This is a genomic window from Rhodococcus sp. SJ-3 (assembly GCF_051918125.1).
Classification (GTDB): domain Bacteria; phylum Actinomycetota; class Actinomycetes; order Mycobacteriales; family Mycobacteriaceae; genus Rhodococcus.
On record NZ_CM123306.1, the window covers coordinates 4295552 to 4315659 of the forward strand.

20 protein-coding genes are annotated in these 20108 nt (G+C 65.4%); 12 read left to right on the plus strand and 8 right to left on the minus strand.

Translation table 11 applies throughout. The features are described 5' to 3' along the window. The first annotated feature begins 63 nt into the window (after positions 1 to 63). The gene (ubiG, locus tag ACTDXD_RS20005; RefSeq protein ID WP_440124007.1) at positions 64 to 849 is read left to right on the plus strand and encodes a bifunctional 2-polyprenyl-6-hydroxyphenol methylase/3-demethylubiquinol 3-O-methyltransferase UbiG; all 786 of its coding nucleotides are present in this window, start codon (positions 64 to 66) and stop codon (positions 847 to 849) included. A gap of 61 nt (positions 850 to 910) precedes the next feature. After that, on the plus strand, positions 911 to 1789 hold the full coding sequence (locus tag ACTDXD_RS20010) for a sulfurtransferase (protein WP_440124008.1): 879 nt from the start codon (positions 911 to 913) through the stop codon (positions 1787 to 1789). Between the two features lie 88 nt (positions 1790 to 1877). Here ACTDXD_RS20010 and ACTDXD_RS20015 read toward each other — a convergent pair whose 3' ends face one another. Continuing rightward, positions 1878 to 3104 (minus strand): oxygenase MpaB family protein, encoded by a 1227-nt coding sequence (locus tag ACTDXD_RS20015; RefSeq protein WP_440124009.1) that lies wholly within the window; start codon positions 3102 to 3104, stop codon positions 1878 to 1880. A gap of 153 nt (positions 3105 to 3257) precedes the next feature. Between ACTDXD_RS20015 and ACTDXD_RS20020 the strand changes: the two genes are divergently transcribed. Then, positions 3258 to 3917 (plus strand): TetR/AcrR family transcriptional regulator, encoded by a 660-nt coding sequence (locus tag ACTDXD_RS20020; RefSeq protein ID WP_440124010.1) that lies wholly within the window; start codon positions 3258 to 3260, stop codon positions 3915 to 3917. A 1-nt stretch (position 3918) separates the two neighbouring features. Here ACTDXD_RS20020 and ACTDXD_RS20025 read toward each other — a convergent pair whose 3' ends face one another. After that, the gene (locus tag ACTDXD_RS20025) at positions 3919 to 5535 is read right to left on the minus strand and encodes an FAD-dependent monooxygenase (RefSeq protein ID WP_440124011.1); all 1617 of its coding nucleotides are present in this window, start codon (positions 5533 to 5535) and stop codon (positions 3919 to 3921) included. A 126-nt stretch (positions 5536 to 5661) separates the two neighbouring features. On the opposite strand from ACTDXD_RS20025, the gene ACTDXD_RS20030 reads away from it, so the two are divergent. The 5 genes from ACTDXD_RS20030 (at position 5662) to ACTDXD_RS20050 (ending at position 10505) form a co-directional block, all read left to right on the plus strand. Next, a complete protein-coding gene (locus tag ACTDXD_RS20030) occupies positions 5662 to 6429 on the plus strand; it encodes an AraC family transcriptional regulator (RefSeq protein WP_440124012.1) in 768 nt (255 codons plus the stop codon). Positions 6430 to 6581: 152 nt separating this feature from the next. After that, positions 6582 to 7616: an iron-siderophore ABC transporter substrate-binding protein gene (locus ACTDXD_RS20035; RefSeq protein ID WP_440124013.1), complete on the plus strand. Its 1035-nt coding sequence runs from the start codon at positions 6582 to 6584 to the stop codon at positions 7614 to 7616. Then, complete coding sequence (locus ACTDXD_RS20040; protein ID WP_440124014.1) at positions 7613 to 8656, plus strand: FecCD family ABC transporter permease; 1044 nt, start codon at positions 7613 to 7615, stop codon at positions 8654 to 8656. Before ACTDXD_RS20035 ends, ACTDXD_RS20040 begins: the two co-directional genes overlap by 4 nt. Continuing rightward, positions 8653 to 9705 carry a FecCD family ABC transporter permease gene (locus ACTDXD_RS20045; protein WP_440124015.1) on the plus strand — a complete coding sequence of 351 codons (1053 nt, stop codon included), beginning with the start codon at positions 8653 to 8655 and terminating at the stop codon, positions 9703 to 9705. Before ACTDXD_RS20040 ends, ACTDXD_RS20045 begins: the two co-directional genes overlap by 4 nt. Next, positions 9702 to 10505 carry an ABC transporter ATP-binding protein gene (locus ACTDXD_RS20050; RefSeq protein WP_440124016.1) on the plus strand — a complete coding sequence of 268 codons (804 nt, stop codon included), beginning with the start codon at positions 9702 to 9704 and terminating at the stop codon, positions 10503 to 10505. Before ACTDXD_RS20045 ends, ACTDXD_RS20050 begins: the two co-directional genes overlap by 4 nt. Positions 10506 to 10541: 36 nt before the next feature. Here the strand turns inward: ACTDXD_RS20050 and ACTDXD_RS20055 are convergent, their stop codons facing one another. From ACTDXD_RS20055 to ACTDXD_RS20070, 4 genes are all read right to left on the minus strand, one after another. Continuing rightward, positions 10542 to 10790 (minus strand): hypothetical protein, encoded by a 249-nt coding sequence (locus ACTDXD_RS20055; RefSeq protein WP_440124017.1) that lies wholly within the window; start codon positions 10788 to 10790, stop codon positions 10542 to 10544. A 189-nt stretch (positions 10791 to 10979) separates the two neighbouring features. Next, on the minus strand, positions 10980 to 11282 hold the full coding sequence (locus tag ACTDXD_RS20060) for a serine hydrolase (protein ID WP_440124018.1): 303 nt from the start codon (positions 11280 to 11282) through the stop codon (positions 10980 to 10982). Beyond that, complete coding sequence (locus tag ACTDXD_RS20065) at positions 11246 to 11698, minus strand: serine hydrolase domain-containing protein (protein ID WP_440124019.1); 453 nt, start codon at positions 11696 to 11698, stop codon at positions 11246 to 11248. The genes ACTDXD_RS20060 and ACTDXD_RS20065 overlap by 37 nt, the downstream gene beginning before the upstream one ends. 292 nt (positions 11699 to 11990) lie before the next feature. Beyond that, positions 11991 to 12578 carry a DedA family protein gene (locus ACTDXD_RS20070; RefSeq protein WP_440127716.1) on the minus strand — a complete coding sequence of 196 codons (588 nt, stop codon included), beginning with the start codon at positions 12576 to 12578 and terminating at the stop codon, positions 11991 to 11993. Positions 12579 to 12891: 313 nt separating this feature from the next. Between ACTDXD_RS20070 and ACTDXD_RS20075 the strand changes: the two genes are divergently transcribed. Genes ACTDXD_RS20075 through ACTDXD_RS20085 form a run of 3 tightly spaced genes read left to right on the plus strand, consistent with a single transcriptional unit; the run spans position 12892 to position 17041 of the window. Next, a complete protein-coding gene (locus ACTDXD_RS20075; RefSeq protein WP_440127717.1) occupies positions 12892 to 14253 on the plus strand; it encodes a WS/DGAT/MGAT family O-acyltransferase in 1362 nt (453 codons plus the stop codon). A 29-nt stretch (positions 14254 to 14282) separates the two neighbouring features. Beyond that, positions 14283 to 16298 carry an ABC transporter ATP-binding protein gene (locus ACTDXD_RS20080; protein ID WP_440124020.1) on the plus strand — a complete coding sequence of 672 codons (2016 nt, stop codon included), beginning with the start codon at positions 14283 to 14285 and terminating at the stop codon, positions 16296 to 16298. Then, a complete protein-coding gene (locus ACTDXD_RS20085; protein ID WP_440127718.1) occupies positions 16298 to 17041 on the plus strand; it encodes an energy-coupling factor transporter transmembrane component T family protein in 744 nt (247 codons plus the stop codon). Before ACTDXD_RS20080 ends, ACTDXD_RS20085 begins: the two co-directional genes overlap by 1 nt. 4 nt (positions 17042 to 17045) lie before the next feature. Here the strand turns inward: ACTDXD_RS20085 and ACTDXD_RS20090 are convergent, their stop codons facing one another. Beyond that, positions 17046 to 17678, minus strand: a complete 633-nt coding sequence (locus ACTDXD_RS20090) for a maleylpyruvate isomerase family mycothiol-dependent enzyme (protein WP_440124021.1) — start codon at positions 17676 to 17678, stop codon at positions 17046 to 17048. Between the two features lie 53 nt (positions 17679 to 17731). On the opposite strand from ACTDXD_RS20090, the gene ACTDXD_RS20095 reads away from it, so the two are divergent. Beyond that, a complete protein-coding gene (locus ACTDXD_RS20095) occupies positions 17732 to 18757 on the plus strand; it encodes a DNA polymerase IV (protein ID WP_440124022.1) in 1026 nt (341 codons plus the stop codon). Here the strand turns inward: ACTDXD_RS20095 and ACTDXD_RS20100 are convergent. Further along, a complete protein-coding gene (locus ACTDXD_RS20100) occupies positions 18751 to 20085 on the minus strand; it encodes an MFS transporter (protein ID WP_440127719.1) in 1335 nt (444 codons plus the stop codon). The genes ACTDXD_RS20095 and ACTDXD_RS20100 overlap by 7 nt on opposite strands. Between the last annotated feature and the right edge of the window lie 23 nt (positions 20086 to 20108).

Below are 20108 nucleotides of genomic sequence, written 5' to 3' on the forward strand. Positions count from 1 at the left end.
ACATGTCGATCGCCGGATCATGCGATGGTGGCAGGGCGAGATGATCTCCTCGAGGATGTGCAGGTGACTGCCGTGCCCATCGACAACGATGTGTACAACCGTGAAGGTGCAGCGTGGTGGGACGAGGACAATCCCCTCAACATGCTGCACGGGAGCCTGACATCGGGTCGCTTCGCGTATTTCCTCGAGGTGCTCGAGAAGAAGATTGGTTGCGAATACACAGGACTGCGTGCCCTCGACGTCGGGTCGGGTGGTGGGTTTCTTGCCGAAGAGTTCGCGAGGATCGGATTCAGTGTTGTCGGTGTCGACCCGTCGGGGGTTTCCCTGCTTACAGCGGGCAGACACGCGGCCGAGGGGAATCTCGAGATCGACTATCTGCGCGGTAGGGGCGAGATGCTGCCGGTTCGCGATTCCTGGGTCGACGTCGTGTATTGCTGCGATGTGCTCGAGCATGTCACCGATCTGGACGCGGTGATCGGCGAGGTTTTCCGGGTGCTCGAACCGGGAGGATTGTTCTTGTTCGACACCATCAACCGGACCTGGACCAGCCGACTCGTCGCTATCAAGATCATGCAGGAGTGGCGATGGTCCCGGCTGTTCGACACTCCGATCCACGATTGGGCGATGTGTGTGCGGCCGGAGGAGCTCGCGGAGGTCATGACCAGGCACGGACTCCGCGTCGGAGAGATCGTGGGTCTCGGACCACGGTCGAAGAATCCGTTGCGGGTACTGGACATGGTGCGGGGCGCGCGTGGCAGTCTCCCGTGGGGAGAGGTGAGCAGGCGGCTGGACTTCGGACGAACGAGATTCACCGGTATCTCCTACATGGGCTACGCGGTCAAGGAGTGACACGAGCCCCGAGCCCGAACAATGCTCTACTGGATAGGTACCGAGAGCTGAGGAGGACCCGATGAGTGAACCGAAACCGCACACTGTCTCTCCGGAATGGCTGTACGAGCAGCTCGCCGACGAAGACCTGGTCATCGTCGATGCGACCACTCACCTCACGATGCCACCGGACGGGTCGGTGCATATCGAGCCCGGTCTCGCCACGTACCTCGAGGCCCACATCCCGGGTGCGGTGTATGCAGATCTGTTCACCGACTTCTCCGATCACCATGCCGCCCAGCCGTTCACCGCCGCGCCGTCCGAACGCTTCGCAACGGCAGCCGGCGCAGTCGGAATTGGGGACGGCCGCAGGGTGGTGGTGTACGACCAGTCGAGTGGGATCTGGGCTGCCCGTCTCTGGTGGCAGCTGCGGCTGGAGGGGTTCGACGATGCTGCCGTCCTCGACGGTGGGCTGCCCGCCTGGACGGCGTCGGGCTACCCGGTGTCGGACGAGCAGGTCATCCCGCACGCCGCCACTTTCACGTCGCACCGCCGTCCCGAACTGCTGCGTTCCACCGACGAAGTGCGCGGTGCGCTCGACGATCCGCACACCCTGATCATCAACGCTCTCGACCCGGCGACCTATCGAGGTGAGAGCCCGTCGTACCCCCGCCGCGGGCACATTCCGGGCAGCATCAACATTCCGTTCGGTGACCTCGTCGATCCGTCGACCGGGCGTCTGAAGCCGACGGCCGAATTGCGGGTGGTGTTCGAGAAGGCAGGTGCGCTCGATCCGGACGTGCACCCGGTGACATATTGCGGTGGTGGTATCGCCGCGTCGGGTCTTGCACATGCGCTCGCGGTGGCTGGGCGTTCCGACGTTGCGGTGTATGACGGATCGCTCAATGCGTGGACCGCGGATGAGTCGCTGCCATTGGTGGAGGGGCCGGATCCTCGCTGACGCAGATCGGTTCGCGCGCGCGGCAGTCTCATCCTGGCAGCAGACGAACAGCACTCGCGGGAGACCGGCAGGCGCGCGCGAACAGCCCTCAGGGGTAGTTCGGGTTGTTGAATTCCGGAATCTCGATGCTGATCGTCTTCAGTTCGGACATGTAGAGCAGCACGAACTGGCGGAGCAGTTCGTCGAAGGTCCAGTACGCTTCCGGTGCCAACGGCAGGGGAAGCAACCCCTCGCGCACCGCGATGAATGGGCCCCATGCCACATTGAGGAGGTTGTCCCACAGCAACTCTCGGGGGATGTTCAGCCAGTTGGCGATTTCGTCGCCGAGTGTGAAGCGCGTCAGGGCGCCCAGGATCGGCCGGCTGAGGAGCGTGAGATCGAGTCCGGCGCCGAGATCGAGGAGCATGTCGGCGAGTTTGAGGCCTTCGGAGGTGGGTGCCAGGACCGGGTCGAGCGACGCTCGAGCTTGGGATTCGGCGTCGTCCCATGTCGCGGGGATGTACTGGTCCTCGATGCCGAGCATGTGGGCACTGATCTGCCAGGAGTGGAGGAACCCCTCGGACTCATCGCCCGGAATCGGCACTTTCCACTGCTTCAGCACGCGCATGACGGTTGTGGGCAGGCTGTGCCAGGTGACCATCATGTCGTGCTGGCTGATCGGAATGTCTTCGGGTGCGGCCCCCTCCCAGTGCGGCGACTGTGGCAGCAGGTGGCGTACCGCAGCGTGCACGAGCCTGGTTTTCACGGCGGTGACGATCATCTCGCCGTCGTCGAGGTACGCGTTACGGGAGCCGATGTCGTAACCCAGCTTCGCGGTCTTCGAGATACGGCGCTTCATGTTGGCGCCGCCCTTCGAGTAATACACGGCGAGAGCCTCTTTGGGGATCACCGTGCTCATCATGCCGCTCGCGAAGCCGTACAGGACGCCGAGATAGAGGCCGCGTTTCTCGTTGAAACGCACCGCGGTCTCGAGCTTGCCGCGGTCTGCCCACTCCGGCAGTTGACGCGCCCGCTCCATGAAATCCTTCAGGTCGGCGGGAAGTCCGTCGGGCAGGGGCTGCCCGTTCTTCGTCCATGTGCGGAGGAGTTGATTGACCCTGGGTACGTCGCCTCGGTCGAGAAGCGATGCGACCAGCGGGTCGGCTTCGGTGTCCCAGACGGTTCGCGGATCTGCGCCGCTACCGGTGCCCGGGATCGAGCCCGCCGGCGACCACCGCCAGGGTTGTGCGTTGGCAGGCGTCGCGAGCGCGATTGCGCTGAGAGCGCTCAGAGCTCCGCCGGCCTGCAGAATCTTTCGCCTACTGAGATCGGTCATGCCATCTACCCCCGATGAGATGCAGAGAGAAACAGGGTTACAAAATCCGTTACTGCGTATCATTTTGTAGCATGGTGTGACGACGTACGTGTGCAGTTTTGCCGAAATTGCCGCACGGAACGACGTGTAACCTCGGATTCCCAGGAGGTGAGCGTGGATTCTCAACCACACGCCCGAGCAGCGGCTTCGGAATCTCTGCTCGAGCGAGCCTTGCTCGAAGCTGTCGAGAACGCCGATGAGGCCGACACCGTGCGCACGCGCCTGCTGGACGCGGCCCACGAACAGTTCTGCCGTTCCGGGATCCAGCGCTCGTCGATGGAGGAGGTCGCCAGACGGGCGAACCTGTCACGGGTTACGCTCTACCGAAGATTCGAGTCGAAGGATGCGCTCGTCGAACAGGTGCTGCTGCGCGAATTTCGTCGATATTTCGATCGGTTCCTCCTCGATATCAGATCCGCACGCACCGTCGCCGATCGCATCGTCCTCGGATTCGTGAGCTCGCTGACGGCCATCCGTACCAACTCGTTGATCGGTGGTCTTCTCGACGCCGAACCGACACTCCTCGCAGGATCGCTCGTCGATGACGGTCGGATGCTCGCGATCGCACGGCAGTTCGTCGCGGGGCAGCTTCGCCGCGAACAGCGGGCAGGCACCATTTCGCGCGAGATGAACGTCGATCTCACAGCGGAGATGATGGTGCGGATCGCAGCATCGTTCCTCATGGCCCCGACCGATCTGGTCGACCTCGACGATCAGCATCAGCTGTCGGAGATCGCCCGAGAATTCATCGTGCCGATGGTGGTGTCCTCGTAGGTCACTCCGCGATATGCAGGACGTTCGCGAGATGTGCGACGAGCGTCGTCATGCTCGCTCCGGGCCCGCGAAATCCCACGTAGCCGTCGGGTCGTACCACGACGATCTCCGGGTGCGCACCGAACCCGTACATCCGTGCTGCGTTGCCCCGCTCGTCGCGGAGCACCCGTCCGTCGGCGGCCTGCGCGAGGTCCGGTGTGAGAACGTACCCGCGCACCAGGCCTCCGAATCTACCCGCGATGTCTTCGGCGAGGTCGGCCGACTCCTTCACGGCGGGCCCGGTGGGGGCCCACAACAGCACAGTGTGTCCCGGGTGGCGCAGCAGGTCGTGCAGTCGCAGTGGTGCGGCCACCGCATCCTGACACAGCTCGCGAGCGTCGGGCGCCCGGTTGCCAGGAGCGAGGCAGCCGCCAGGTGCCGCGCCACCGACGATCGTGCTGTTCCGGTAGTTCAGCAACAGTTGGGCTTCCCGCAGAATGATTGTCTCCACGTCGGTCTCGCTGCTTCCGATACCCTCGCGTGCGTGTCGCACGGTGCGGCCCACTACGTCCTCGCCGATCGGTCGGCGTTCGGCGTCGTAGCTCGCGAGCAGACCGTCGGCAGCATTTCCGGTCACGGCGAGCGCGAGTTTCCAGCCGAGGTTGTACGCGTCCTGAATTCCCGTGTTCATACCCTGTGCGCCGGTGGGCGGATGGATATGCGCGGCGTCGCCCGCAAGGAACACGCGCCCGGCGCCGTAACTACCTACGATCCGGTGGCTTATTCGAAACACCGACGACCACCGCATGTTTCGCGCGCGTGTGGGCTCCGGGGCCAGGCGGTCCAGCACGGCCTGGATGTGGGCGAGAGTCGGCGGGTTCTTTCCCTCGAGGCCATGGGCGACCGCGCCGTCCCCTCTGGTGGTGGCCAGATCGGGTGCGACCAGCGACGATACGCGGTACCGCTGGTCGCCCGGTAGCGGGATGCACACCATCAGATCGGACGTGGAACCATTCTCCTGCGTCATTGCACGTACGGCATATCCGGAGGGCAACGACCAATCCAGTTCGACATCGGCGAGCATGTACTCCTCGGGAAACGCGTCGCCCTCGAACGAGGATCCCAATCCCTTGCGCGTCGCGCTGTGGGCCCCATCGCAGCCGACGAGATAGCGTGCCGACACGTGCTCGGTGCCGTCCGTGCTCCGCAGGGCGGCGACGACCCCTCGTGACGACTGCTCGAAACCGGTGAGTTCGACGCCGTACCGCACCTTCGTGCCGTGTTCTGCCAGCGCCCTTCGGAGTACCTCTTCGGTCGCATACTGCGGCATGCACGTGAAGTGATACGGCACATCGTCGGGTAGTTCGAGTTCGACTCGCATTGCCTCGTCGCCGTTGACGAACACGATCTGCCCGTGCATCGGAGTCGATAGATCGAGCGCGGGTCGGGCCACTCCCATCGCGTCCCACACTTCGAGAGTCCGAGGCTGGATCCCCACGGCTTTGGCGTAGTGCGTGGGTGCCTTCAATTTGTCGATGACGACGACGGAGACACCCCGGCGGCGTAGTTCGATTGCGGCTGTCAACCCGACAGGGCCGGCGCCGACGACCAGGACGGAAGTTTCACTGACCTCGGACACGATCGAGCCTTTCGGTCGAAGGGGTTCGGGCAATTGTCTCCCGCACGGCCAGTGTTCGGGTCGGAATCGATCGTGCCGACCGAGGACGACATAATCGATCCCGAGAGCTGGAAGCGAGGAGGAGTCGTGGAGACGAGGGCACTGCCGGTCTACGCAGCAGGAGAGATCGAGGTGCCGTTCGTGATCGCCGGTATGGACGAACTGATCGGAAGCGACACCCGTTTCGAGCCGCACTCGCATCCCACCCATGAGCTGTTGTGGAACGAGCGTGGCGCATCGAGCGCGACGATCGGCTCTCAGACCTGGACCATCACCCCGACGATCGGACTGTGGATCCCGGCGGGTCTGCTGCACTGGGGCATCATGCCGACGGGGACGTGGTATCGCACTGCGCATTTCGGCATCGACCATGCGCCGTCACTGTCCGATGGCCCGGTGGCCGTCGAGATGACCCCGTTGCTGCGTCTGCTACTCGACCGCCTCGCCGACGATTCGCTCCAGCCTGCATCGCGGTCATTGACGGAGAATATGGTGATCGACGTGCTCGTCCCCGCTGAGCATGAGCTGCTGGTCCGGGTGCCTGCCTCACAGTTGTTGCGACCCATCGTCGAAGCGATCGGCGAGGACCCCAGTGACCCGCGGACCTTGTCGGATTGGGCGACGGAACTCGGGGTCAGCCGCCGCACTGTCACTCGGGCGTTCCGCGCGGAGACGGGGCTCAGCTTCGGGCGTTGGGTGGCGGCAGTGCGAGCGCAGCACGCGGTGATGCTCCTCGGACACGGCGTCGAGCTGGGCGAAGTCGCAGAGCAACTCGGGTATCGCTCGGCGAGCGCATTCGGTGCGGCGTTCAGGCGGGTCACGGGCGCGACACCGGCATCGTTCCGCGCAGGCTGAACGGCGACGAGCCGTGACCCGATCGCGATAACCGGTGGCCCGATCGCGCGATTGCGTCTCGGGACGGCAAAGATTAGATTTAGGCAAACCTCGCCTAATATCCGATCTGTCCGGATGTGGGCACCCCCTGCACGAAAGCGAGTTCGTCCCCCATGCGTTCACAGCGCTTCCTGGCAGTGGCCGCGGCCGCGGTCGCTGTCACACTCGGCTTGTCGGCCTGTAGCTCCGACTCGGAGACCACCGAGAGCAACACCGGCACCGCCTCCGGCGAATACCCGATCACCATCGAGCATGCCCTCGGCACCACCACACTCGAGCAGAAGCCGGAGCGCGTAGCCACCGTGCAGTGGGCCAACCACGAAGTGCCCCTCGCACTCGGTGTCGTGCCCGTCGGTATGGCCGCCGCGAACTTCGGCGACGACGACGGCAACGGCATGCTCCCGTGGGTCGAGGAGAAGCTCGAGGAGCTCGGCGGCGAGACCCCCGTACTGTTCGACGAGACGGACGGCATCGATTTCGAAGCCGTGTCCGATACCGACCCCGACGTCATCCTCGCCGGCTACTCCGGACTGACGCAGGAGGACTACGACACCCTCAGCGAGATCGCTCCTGTCATCGCGTATCCCGAAGCCCCCTGGGCGACTGCATGGCGCGACATGATCGCGATCAACAGCGAGGGTATGGGCATGGCCCAAGAAGGCCAGGAGCTCATCGCGAGTCTCGAGAGCGAGATCGCCGACGAAGCCGCCTCTCACCCGGAACTCGAAGGCAAAGCGGCGATGTTCCTCACCCACGTCGACACCGCCGACCTGAGCCAGGTCAGCTTCTACACCGCCAACGACACGCGTGCCGCGTTCTTCGAAGACCTCGGACTTGCCACCCCGAAGAGCGTCGCCGATGCCTCCACCGGCGACGAGTTCTCGCAGAAGGTCAGCGCCGAGCAGGTCGACGTGTTCGATGACGTCCAGATCATCGTCACCTACGGCGACCAATCACTCGTCGACTCGCTGAAGGCAGACCCACTGCTGTCGCAGATGCCCGCGGTCGCCAACGACTCGATCGTCTTCCTCGACGGATCCGGCCCGCTCGGCACCGCCGCGAACCCGACTCCGCTCGCCATCTCGTGGGTGCTCTCGGACTACGTGGACATGCTCGCCGAAGCAGCAAGCAAGACCAACGCGGAGTGACCTCCGTACAACAAGCCCCGACGCCGAGCGCCGCACTTCCGCGGCGCTCGGCTCTCGGCAACTCCGCGTGGCTCCTCGTTCTGCTCGGGGCACTCGCGCTCCTGGTCGTTGCGTCGGTCACCATCGGGTCGCGTGATGTGGAGTGGGCCGACATCATCGCCGCGCTCGGTGGGTCGACCGACAACATCGGGCAAGGCGCCATCGCGAAGAGAATCCCGCGGACGCTACTCGCACTTCTCGTCGGGGCGGCGTTGGGACTCGCAGGTGCGGTGATGCAGGGCGTGACCCGAAACCCGTTGGCCGACCCCGGCATCCTCGGCGTCAACATGGGAGCGTCGCTCGCGGTGGTCGTAGGCATGGCGTGGTTCGGGCTGTGGACGCAGACCGCCATGCTGTGGGTCGCGATCTTCGGTGCAGGCGTGACCGCGGTGTTCGTCTACATGATCGGTTCGCTCGGCCGAGGCGGAGCGACACCGCTCAAACTCGCACTCGCCGGAGCCGCTACTGCGGCCGCCCTTTCGTCGTTCATCACCGCGATAATCCTTCCGCGCAACGACATCGCGGGGAACGTGCGCTCGTGGCAGATCGGCGGTGTGGGGGGTGCGACGTTCGACGTGATCGGGCAAGCGATGCCATTCTTGATCGCAGGATTCGTGATCTGCCTGCTGTCGGCGCGCAGCCTGAACTCCCTGGCCTTGGGTGACGAGATGGCCGCGGGCCTCGGCGAGCGTGTCGCGCTCGCACGTGGGCTCGCCTCGCTCGGAGCGGTGCTGCTGTGCGGCGCCGCGACCGCGATCGCCGGACCCATCGCCTTTGTCGGTCTCGTCGTGCCGCACCTGTGCCGGCTCCTGATCGGCGTCGACAACCGTTGGCTGTTGCCCTTCTCCGCACTGGTGGGTGCCGCGCTGCTCACGGGCGCCGACGTCGTCGGCCGTATCGTCGCGCGACCCAGCGAGATCGACGTCGGCATCATCACTGCGCTCATCGGCGCACCGTTCTTCGTGTACATCGTCCGCCGGCAGAAACTCCGAGAACTGTGACAGCCACACTCACCACCATCCAGTCGGACGTCGACGAGGTCGCCGCAAGCCGAGTGCGTCGCGGGCGACGTCGACGCATCGTGATCGGAATCCTCGGCGCGCTCGTCCTCTCCGCATTCGCGGCGAGCCTGATGTTCGGGAAGACGTTCTATCCGCCGTCCGACATCGTCCGCGTGATCCTCGGCGAGAACGTCTCCGGCGCGACGTTCACCGTCGGCCGACTCCGCCTGCCGCGCACTGTGCTCGCCGTCGTCGCGGGAGTGTGCTTCGGTCTGGGCGGCATCACCTTTCAGACGATGCTGCGCAATCCGCTCGCGAGTCCCGACATCATCGGGATCAGTGCAGGGGCGAGCGCCGCCGCCGCGTTCGGGATCATCGTGCTCGGTCTCGGCAGCACTCAGGTGTCGATCTTCGCGATCGTCGCGGGGCTCGGTGTGGCGCTGTTGATCTACGCGCTGTCGTATCGAGGCGGTGTCGCGGGGACGCGGCTGATCCTCATCGGAATCGGCATCGCAGCCATGCTCGACAGCGTCACCTCGTATCTGCTGAGCACCGCGGCCGCATGGGATCTGCAGGAGACGATGCGCTGGTTGACCGGGAGCCTCAACGGGGCAACGTGGGGCGCGACCGTGCCCGTGATCGTCGCACTCGCGATTCTCGGTCCGGTGCTGTTGGCGCAGACCCGCAACCTGTCGATGATCCAGCTCGGCGACGATGCCGCGCAGGCACTCGGTGTGCGCGTGGAGCGCACTCGCATAGTGGCGATCGTCGCCGCCGTCGGACTCATCGCGTTCGCCACCGCGGCAGCCGGGCCCATAGCGTTCGTCGCATTCCTCGCCGGCCCGATCGCCGCGCGCATCGTGGGGCAGGGCACGTCGCTGTTCGTCCCGGCGGCGCTCGTCGGTGCGTTGCTGGTCCTCGTCGCCGACTTCGTCGGCCAGTACGCGTTCGGCACCCGCTACCCGGTGGGTGTCGTGACCGGTGCCCTCGGAGCTCCGTATCTCGTCTACCTGATCATTTGTTCCAACCGCGCGGGAGGCTCGCTGTGACCGCATCGCACACTCTGACGGTCGAGAACCTCGAACTCGGCTACGGCAACCGGACGGTCGTCGAGAACCTCGATCTCGACGTACCCTCCGGGATGATCACGTGCATCGTCGGCGCGAATGCGTGCGGCAAGTCGACGCTGTTGCGTTCGATGTCGCGGTTGTTGGCACCGCGCGGCGGACATGTCCTGCTCGACGGCAAGGATGTACACAGGCTCCCCGCGAAGAAACTCGCTCGCACCCTGGGCCTGTTGCCGCAGTCGCCGATCGCTCCGGAGGGGATCGTCGTCGCGGACCTCGTCGGCCGCGGCAGGCACCCGCATCAGCGGGTCCTGTCGAGGTGGAGCCGCGAGGACGACGCCGCCGTCGCCGATGCGCTTGCCGCCACGAACACCACCGAACTTGCCGAACGCGCCGTCGACGAACTGTCCGGTGGCCAGCGTCAACGGGTGTGGATCGCGATGGCCCTCGCGCAGCAGACCGACGTGTTGCTGCTCGACGAACCCACTACCTTCCTCGACGTGAGCCATCAGGTGGAGGTACTGGACCTGCTCACCGACCTCAATCGCGACCGCGGCACGACGATCGTCATGGTGTTGCACGATCTGAACCTCGCTGCTCGGTACGCCGACTACCTCGTCGCGATCGCAGACGGTCGGCTGTATGCGGCGGGTGATCCGTCGGACGTGCTCACCAGCGACACGGTCGCGGCGGTGTTCGGGCTCGACAGTCGCGTGATCGACGATCCTGTCTCCGGGAAACCGCTGGTGCTGCCGGTCGGGCGGCATCACGTGAGTATCTGAAAGTGGGGATCCGAGCCCGGATCCCCACTTCTGGTGTCAGCTGTACGCGTTCTTGATCGCGTCGAGTGCTGTGGTGCAGGGGACGTCGGCTTCGCGCAACGCGTCGACGACGTCTGCCTGATCTGCCAGAAGGCTGCTTGCAGCGACCGCCCAAGTCACTTTGCCGGGCTCGAACTTGCGGGTGGGAACCCACCCTCGCTGCGGAGCCAGCTCGCGCAAGGTGCTCCAGTGGGCGACCTCGGTCGCGTCCGGACGTCCGATGAACAGCAACTGCTGGTGTGCCACGATGAACCCCTTTGTTCTACATGCCTCGTCAGGGGTGTCGTTCCCTGTGTTCTTTTCGTTACATTGCGCTCGGATGAAAAGTGTGCCCGGCCCAGGACTGGGAAAACGTCCTACCCGGGCCGATCCGGCCTCCGAGCGTGCCTGGCCCCGGTGCGTCGGCTCGCGCAACCACGAGCTGTATCGGCACGATCACCGAAGCGCTGCTTTCAACTCCTCGACGACGACGGTGACAGGTTCGGTACCGTCGGCCGTCGGAATGTCGCTGTTGACTGCCACGGCGAGGACCGTCCGGGTCTCGGGGAGATATCCCACATAGGTGTTGTATCCGGGCAGTTCCCCGGTGTGTCCCACCCAGCCTTCCTCGATTCCGAGGCCGAGCCCGTAGGCTCGTTCGGGAGTGGCAGGAGGCAGGTTGTACTGAAACGAATCCAGCCGCAACCGTTGGGTTTCCGGGGTCAGGATGCCTTGCCGGTGCCGAGAGCGCGTCCCCATATCTCGAGGTCGTCGATTGTGGATGTGACGGCGCCGGCCGACCAGCCCCACGATGGGTTCCAGTCGGTGGCATCGGCGGTCTGCCCTTCCGCTTGCCCCTGCTCGGTGATGCCCTGCAGACGAGGGGGCGGGAGCGACGCGTCGGTGGGCAGAGTTGTCTGCGTCATGCCGACGGGGTCGAAGAGGTCCTCGCGGAAGTAGTCCTCTAGGGGTCGGCCACTGACCTGCTCGATCACCAGGCCGAGAGCGATCGTGTTCGAATTCGAGTACTTGAATTGCTCGCCCGGCGCGAAGTTGGGTGGGTCGCCCCGCACAAGGTCGAGTAGCTGATCGGGTGTCCACGGCGCCGTCGGGTCGGCGAACACCTGCTGTTGGAACTCATCGTCGAAGGTGTAGCTGGGGATGCCGCTGGTCATGGACGCGAGCTGATCCAGTGTGGCGACGTCGCCGTTCGGCAGTCCGGAATCGGCGAATGCTCGGTCGAGAACGCTCTGGAGTCCGTCCCCGAACCCGGAGTCGGCGGTCGTGGTGGATTCGTCGGTGGAGGGGGCCGTGCCGTCATTGCTGCCGCACGCCCGCCGTGGCGAGTGCGAGGAACACCGTGGTCAGCGCAACGGGGAGTCGGCGCATGAGGGTGCCTCCGGAGCGAGAGTGGGTGTGCCCTCAGTATCTGCTACCCGATACGAAACCTCGGGGGAACGCCGAATCCTATTCCTCGGTACCCAGTTTCATTCGCGACCGCACGCGCCGCACTACGGCCCAGAGGACAGCGACCGCAACAACGGCGATCACGATGTACTGCAACGTTTCCGCGTAGGGTTCGACCCGGTACCAGTTCTCGCCCAGCTGATACCCGGCGATCACGAAGATGCTGTTCCAGATGAGGCTGCCCGCGGTGGTGAACGCAGTGAACTGCCAGATCGGCATGCGTGTCACACCGGCCGGGATGGAAATGAGGCTGCGGAAGATGGGAACCATCCGGCCGAAGAACACGGCTTTGCGGCCGTGCCTCCGGAACCATTCGGTGGTCCGATCCAGATCGTCGACGTCGACGAGGGGGAGACGGTCCACTGCGCGGCGGATCCGTGCCTCGCCGACCCAGCGTCCGAGGCAATAGAGCCCCAGTGCTCCCACGATCGAGCCGAGTGTGGTCCAGAAGAGAGCACCGAACAGGGTGAAGCTGCCGAGGCTCGCCGCGAAGCCCGCGAGCGGGAGGATCACCTCGCTGGGTAGCGGAGGGAAGAAGTTCTCGAGCGCAATGGCGATGCCCGCGCCGATCCCGCCGAGCCGATCCATGAGATCGAGCGCCCATCCGGCGAGTCCGTCTGTGGGGGCCGTTCCGGCATCTTCGATACTCACCTCACCCAGGGTAAGGCGGAGGTGGGAGTCCCACGGGCCACAGGAGACACAGAAGGCGCGGAGTGCGGTGCAAATGTCCGAATCAGGGCGTTGGACCCTTGGCTGCAGGTCACAGTTTCGCGTAAATCTGGTGACAATTCACATCCAGCGCCGGAGCGCTGATGGATAACTTCACGGTCGGGCTGCAGGGGGCCCGCCAACAGCAGGCTCGCGAAAGCGAGCGGAGGTAAACGTGCAAGTTCGACTGCCGATGTTGCCGACCGACTCGATGTTCCTCCTCGGAGAGTCACGCGAACACCCCATGCACGTGGGTGGACTGATACTTTTCACCCCACCGGACGGTGGCGACGCACCCGATATGCGTGCCGCATTCGACAGGGCACTCGGCGAACCCGACGCCGACCCACTGTGGCGGAAACGTCCCGTGCGATCCTTCGCGACGCTCGGACAGTGGGCGTGGGAGGAAGACGAAGACTTCGATCTGGCCTATCACGTGCGCTACGACGCCCTGCCCACGCCCGGGGGCCACGACGAACTGTGGACTCTGGTGTCGAGACTGCACGGCACCCTCCTCAACCGCGACCGGCCACTGTGGGAGATGCACCTGATCGAAGGCCTCGCGGACGGTCGATTCGCGGTCTACACCAAGATCCACCACGCGCTGGCCGATGGCGTCGGCGCAATGAAACTGCTGCGTCGCGCGATGAGCGCCGACTCCGACCGCATCGACATGCCCGCACCGTGGGCTCCCGTGGACGCCCTGGTGCCCGCTCGATCCGAGGAGACGCTGCAGCCGCCGGCCGACTCGGTGATCGGGGCGGCACGGGCCGTGGCTTCCCAAGCACTCGGCCTCGTGCCTGCCTTGAGCGGGACGGTGGACCGGGCGGTGCGCGGCCGGGGCGGATCCTTGTCTCTCCGAGCTCCCAACACCGTCGTCAATGTCCCGATCAGTGGTGCGCGCCGCTGTGCAGGACGGACGTGGCCTCTGAAAAGATTGCGTGCGGTCGCGACGGCAGCAGGGGCCACCGTCAACGACGTCGTGCTCGCGATGTCCTCCGGTGCATTGCGCTCGTTCCTGCTCGACCAGAACGCCTTGCCCGACAGACCGCTTGTGGCGATGGTTCCGGTGAGCCTGCGACCGGACAAGCAGTGTTCCGGGAATCAGGTAGGCGTGCTCATGTGCAACCTTGCCACCGGCACCGCGGACCCTGTCGAGCGACTCGTGACGATCCGCGAATCCACGACCCAGGGCAAGGACGCGATGAGGGGCATGCCGTCGGTGTCGCGGCTGGCTACCAGCGCGCTCGGTGTTGCACCGCTTGCAGTGGGCATGATCACGGGGAACCGCGCGCTGCTGCGACCACCGTTCAACATCATCATCTCGAATGTTTCAGGCCCTGCCCATCCGCTGTACTGGAACGGTGCGCGCGTCGACGCGGTATATCCGCTGTCGGTACCCGTCGACGGGCAAGCCCTGAACATCACATGTACGAGTACCGACGACGACATCGCGTTCGGTCTGACCTCCTGTAGCCGCACCGTGCCGAAACTCGAACGGCTGCTCGATCTCCTCGGCGCCGAACTCGACTCCCTCGAGCGCGCTTTCGAATAGCTCCCGTCGACGCTGGCAGACTGGGCCCAGTGAACGCGGGGACAAGAACCAGAACCAGAGGACCACTGCAGCCGCCGGAGCTCGCAGCTGCGGCAGTGTTCGGAGCACTCACGGCGGTGTTGTCGGTGGTCGCAGGGTTGATCCCGGTCGGGATCGCGCAGGTTCTGGTGGCGCTACCCGTCGCGTTTCTCGCCATCACGGGCCGCGTTCGCACCGTCTTCGCCGCCACCACCGCAGCGGGTGTCGTAGCACTGATCGCAGGCGGACCGTTCGCGGTCGCGGCGGTGGTGCTGCTCGCGGCGATCGGCACCCTCGTGGGGTTTGCGCAACGCCGCTGGGGACGATCGGCGGTATTCGTCATCTTCGCGTGCTCGGTACCGATGGGTCTGACGGTGGCGGCGGCGGTCGTCGGCCTCCTGGTTGTGTTCGAACAGACCCGCGTCCTGCTGCTCGAGGCACTGGTCAACACCATGCGCGGGATGCTTGCCGCGTTCGAGGCCGCTGGGGCGGATACCGAGCTCAGCCGCATAGTGAACGAGACCATCGATTTCCTCGTGACCTACTGGTGGCTGTGGATCGGCAGTGCTGTCGTCCTCGGCGTGGTCGGGACGGCACTGCTGGCGTTCGGGATGTTCGCGTCCGTCGCACAGCGCAGTACCTGGCCGCGGCAACAGGCGGGATGGCCGCAACGGACAACCGAGCGTGAGCCCGGCCCGCTCCCCGTGAAGCTGAACTCGGTCTCGTACCGCTACCCCGGCACAACCGTCGATGCGTTGAGCAACGTGGACCTGACGATCGCCGAAGGCGAGTTCGTAGCAGTCGTCGGCGCCAACGGCTCCGGGAAATCGACACTCGCTCGCATTCTGGCAGGTCTCGACCCCACCTCGGGTTTCGTCGATCGTCCCGGCCCGGTGGGACTCGGCAGTCCGGGCGGAACAGTGCTGGTCTTCCAACATCCGGAAGCTCAGGTGCTCGGCCGTACGGTCGGTGAGGATCTGCGCTGGGGAACGAGCAGCGACATCGACATCGACTCGCTGCTCGGCCGCGTCGGACTCGAAGGCATGGGAAACCGCGCCACCGAAGACCTCTCCGGCGGGCAACAGCAGCGCCTGGCGTTGGCCGCCGCACTCGCGCGTACTCCGAAACTGCTCATCGCCGACGAGATCACCGCGATGGTGGACTCCGACAGCCGCACCGCACTGGTCGGTCTGCTCGCCGAGATCGCTGCCGGTGGCACCACAGTCGTGCTCATCACCCACCTGGACGACGAAACTGCACGCGCCGACCGCGTCGTACATCTGGATCGGGGGCATACAGTCGCGCCGCCGGCGCCCGAACAGCGGCGCGAGGCGATCATGGCCGCACCGCCGGTGCAGTGGCTCCCGGTGCTCGAACTTCGCGAGGTCACCCACACGTATGCGGCGCGCACCCCATGGGCACACACCGCGTTGCACAATGTGTCGCTGACCGTCGGCCGCGGGGAGGGGGTGCTGGTGGTCGGAGCCAACGGGTCCGGCAAGACCACCCTCGCGTGGACCATCGCGGGTCTGCTGCGACCCACGAGTGGCACCTGCACCGTGCATGACACTCCCACCGCACGGGTGCGCGGCGAGGTCGGCCTCGTGTTCCAACAGGCGCGGCTACAGCTGCAGCGCCCCACGGTTGCTCGCGAAATATCCGAAGTCGCGGGCCTCCACCGCACCGACCACCAGTATGTCGCCGCGGTCCTGAAGCGGGTGGGGTTGAGCGCCGGTCTCGCAGTTCGCCCGATCGATCAGCTCAGCGGTGGTGAGATGCGACGAGTCGCGATCGCCGCCCAACTGTCGCGTGCTCCGCGTGTGCTCGTGCTCGACGAGCCCCTTGCCGGTCTCGATGCCGCGGGACGCCGCGAACTGATTTCGATCCTCGTGCATCTGAGAACCGTCGAACACGTCACGATCATCGTCATCTCCCACGACCTGCACGGCATGGAAGAGGTGTGCTCGCGCACCGTGGTCCTCGAGGACGGCACCGTCCTCGACGACGGAACGAAGGCGGCCGCGTGATGAAGAAGCAGCGTCAGCGCCGTCCCCTCATCCTGCTGCGGCCGGTTCCGCGTGAGACACCCCTGCACCGCGTGTGGGCGGGCACGAAAGTGACTGCGGCCGCGGTGCTGTCGGTGGTGGTGAGTTTCCAGCCGTCGTGGGCGGGGCTCGGCGTCATCGTCGGTGTGCTCCTCGCGGGTCTGCTCGTCGCGCGCATTCCGCGCGGTGTGGTGCCGACCATCCCGTGGTGGGTGTTCGCTTTCCTGGTCTTCTTCGGCGTCATCAATGCGGTGGGTGGTGGTATCGACGCGTACATCCGCGGGACGCTGCTCGGTGTCGCGCTGTTGGTTCTTGCGTCGCTGGTGGGGTGGACGACGCGGTTGTCCGACCTCGTCGATGCCCTTCCCGTGCTGCTGGCACCACTGAGGATGTTTCGTGTCCCCGTCGACGAATGGGTGACCACGTGCGCATTGGCGCTGCGCGTACTGCCGACGATCCGCGGGGAACTGCGCATGCTGTTCGCGGCGCGAAGGCTTCGTGGCCGAGCGGGGATCCCGTCACCGCGCGGGTCGTGGAATGAGGTCATCGATGCGGTCGGTGCGGTGGCGTCGGTGTCGATGCGGCAGGTGCGAGACCTCGGGGACGCTCTGTCGGTGCGCGGACCGCGCCCTGTTGCGCGGACCTGGCCCCGACTCGGGACGGGTGATCTGGTGGTGGCGCTCGTCGTGGTCGCCGCGTGTATTGCAGTGCGGATTCTGGGGTGATCTGTTATGGACAGCGCGCGCGGAGTATGTCGGCACCGGGCCCGGTGAGGTCGTCGCAGTAGGTGCTGCGACCGGCGAGTGCCATCGTCAACGACAGTGTCGGTCCGCTGACTTCGAGCCCTGAACCCGCGGTGAAATCGCTGTCTGTAGCGGTGAGACGCAGTCCCTCGGCCGCGGTTCTGCTGTTCACCGCGAAGTCTTTTCGCGCATAGAAGCGTGCAACTTCTGTGGTTACCGCGATTGCCGGTGTGCGGGAGATGCCGAGCGGGCGACGAATGTCCTGTGCATGCACCACCACCTCACCCAGCCATGCCGCGGTCGGGCCGAGCGGAGCCGTGGTACTGGTGAGCACGCGTCGAAAGTTCGCGAGCGTGTCATCGGGTGTGGTGCCGAGGTGCTCTGCGAGTCGTCGTGCGTTGTGGAGGTCTGTATCGAAGCGGGCGCCGAGGACACTTCCGAACCACCGCACAGGTCCCACACTTGCGACCGCGGTGAGATGCGCGACGACCTGCTCGACCGTCCACTGTCCGCACAGCGACCGACATGCCCACTGGGCAGAATGAAGTTCCGCAAGGTCGTCCGCAAGCACCGTCCGTTCGGCGTGCACAAGACTCCGGAGTTGATCGCGGTCGGTCACGCTGGTGACAATATCGGGTTCGGGCCTCCGACTCCGACGGTAGCGTGTGCGATGTGCATTGGGTGCTGCACGTCGACCTCGACGAGTTCCTTGCCGCCGTCGAAGTTCTCCGTCACCCCGACCTTGCCGGAAAACCGGTGGTGGTCGGGGGTCGCGGCGACCCCACCGAACGTGGCGTGGTGTCGACCGCGTCGTACGCGGCCCGCAGGTTCGGGGTGCGGTCGGGAATGCCGCTGCGTGTCGCGGTCCGCAAGATACCCGACGCGGTGTTCCTGCCTGTCGACGCAGATGCCTACAACGAAATGTCGCAACGGGTGATGGATGCTCTGCGCGAGCTGGGCATCACAGTCGAGGTCCTGGGGTGGGACGAAGCATTCCTCGGAGTGGAGAGCGACGATCCCGAAACGTTCGCGACGGTGGTGCGACGGTCGGTGCTCGACGCGACCGGCCTGCACTGCTCGGTGGGGATCGGCGACAACAAGCTGCGCGCGAAGATCGCCACCGGATTCGGTAAACCTCGGGGCCAATTCACCTTGACCCGCGTCAATTGGTTCGCGGTGATGGGAGATCTGGGCACGAGCGCGTTGTGGGGGATCGGTTCGAAGACCGCGAAGAAGTTGGATGCCTTAGGAATTCACACTGTTCGCGAATTGGCAACCGCTTCTGTCGACGAGATGGCGTCGCGATTCGGTCCGAAGACCGGGCCGTGGCTCGTGGGGCTCGGTAGGGGAGTGGGCAGCGCAGAGGTGTCGGGCGAACCGTGGATTGCGCGATCACACAGTCGGGAAACGACGTTCCAACACAACCTCACGGACTGGGACGAGGTTGCCGAGCATGTACGCCGATTGAGCGAGCGGGTTGCCGAGGACATCGCCGCAGAACAGCGACCGGGGATCCGGGTCGAGGTGAAGGTGCGGTACGCGCCGTTCACCACCCACACCACCAGCCGCGCGCTGCCCGAATCGACAGTAGATCCTTCGGCGATCGCGGCGGCAGCAGTATCGCTGCTCGACCGGTTCGATCACGAACGGCAGGTGCGGCTGGTGGGGGTGCGGGTGGAGATGGGCAACTCTCAGTAGAGTTCGTCGAGCTTCCCGAGGTCCACGCCTTTCGTCTCGCGACTGGTGGCCACCGCGAGGACGGTGATCCCCATCGTGATCATGAGGTAGATGATTACGGCTGTGGCACTGAAGCGGTCGACAAGCCACACCGCGATGAACGGCGCGGGGGCGCCGGCGATGATCGACGACCCCTGGAACACGAGCGATGAGCCTGCGAAGCGGTATTTCGTGGGGAAAAGCTCGGTGATCCACGCGGCTTCGGGACCCGCCAACATGCCGTGGAGCAGCGCACCGACGCACACACCCACACCCAACGCCAGCATGCTCTCGGTGTGCACGAGCGAGAAGAAGATCGGTGCCCAGACGACCAGCGAAATAGCGGGGACGAGCATAGCGACCTTGCGTCCGACGCGGTCCGACCACCGGCCGCCGCCGATCATCCCGACGAATTGGCAGACCGACGCGAACGCGACGGTGGTGACGATCGCGCCGCGCGTGTAATCGAAGTAGGTGGTCGCGTAGGCGATGACGAAGATCGTGTAGACGTAGAACGCGATGTTCTCACCGAGCCGCATCCCGAGCCCGTGCAGGATGGGACGGGGCTTGCGCAGCGCCTCGATGATGCTGGAGCGCTCCTGGGAAGTGTCGGCACCGGTCTGGCTCTTCTCCTGCGCCGCTTGGTAGACGGGGGACTCCTCGACACCGCGACGGATCAGGAATCCGATTACGAGCAGGGGCACGGCCAGCAGGAACGCGACCCGCCAGCCCCATGTGTCGAACGCACCGCCGGGGAAGGCCACCGCGAGGATGCCCACTGTGACGGTCGCCAGGACGGTACCGGCCGGCGCGCCGGCCTGGGGCCAAGCGGCCCAGAATCCTCGCCGCTTTGGCTCACCGTATTCGCTGACGAGGATGACTGCAGCGCCGAACTCGCCGCCCAGTGCGAATCCTTGGATCATGCGCAGGACTACGAGCGCAACGGTCGCCCAGATACCGATCTGACCGTAGGTCGGAAGCAGGCCGATCGCGGCTGTTGCCGCCCCGAGCATCAGGAAGGTCGCTACGAGAACAGGTTTGCGCCCGAATTTGTCGCCGAGGTGACCGAAGACGATGCCGCCGAGCGGGCGGGCCACGAATCCGAGACCTTGTGTCGCGAGAGCCATCAGGAGGGAGGCGACGGCGTTACCGCTGGGGAAGAACAGGGGTCCGAGAACGGTCGCGGCGAGGATGCCGTAGATCGCGAAGTCGTACCATTCGAGTACTGCACCGGCCATGCTGCCGGCCAGGACCCGTTTGAACGGGGTGCCGGTGGTCGGTGCGCTTGCGTCCGGTGGAACGGACGGCATGTTCGCATTCTCGACGGTGGTCA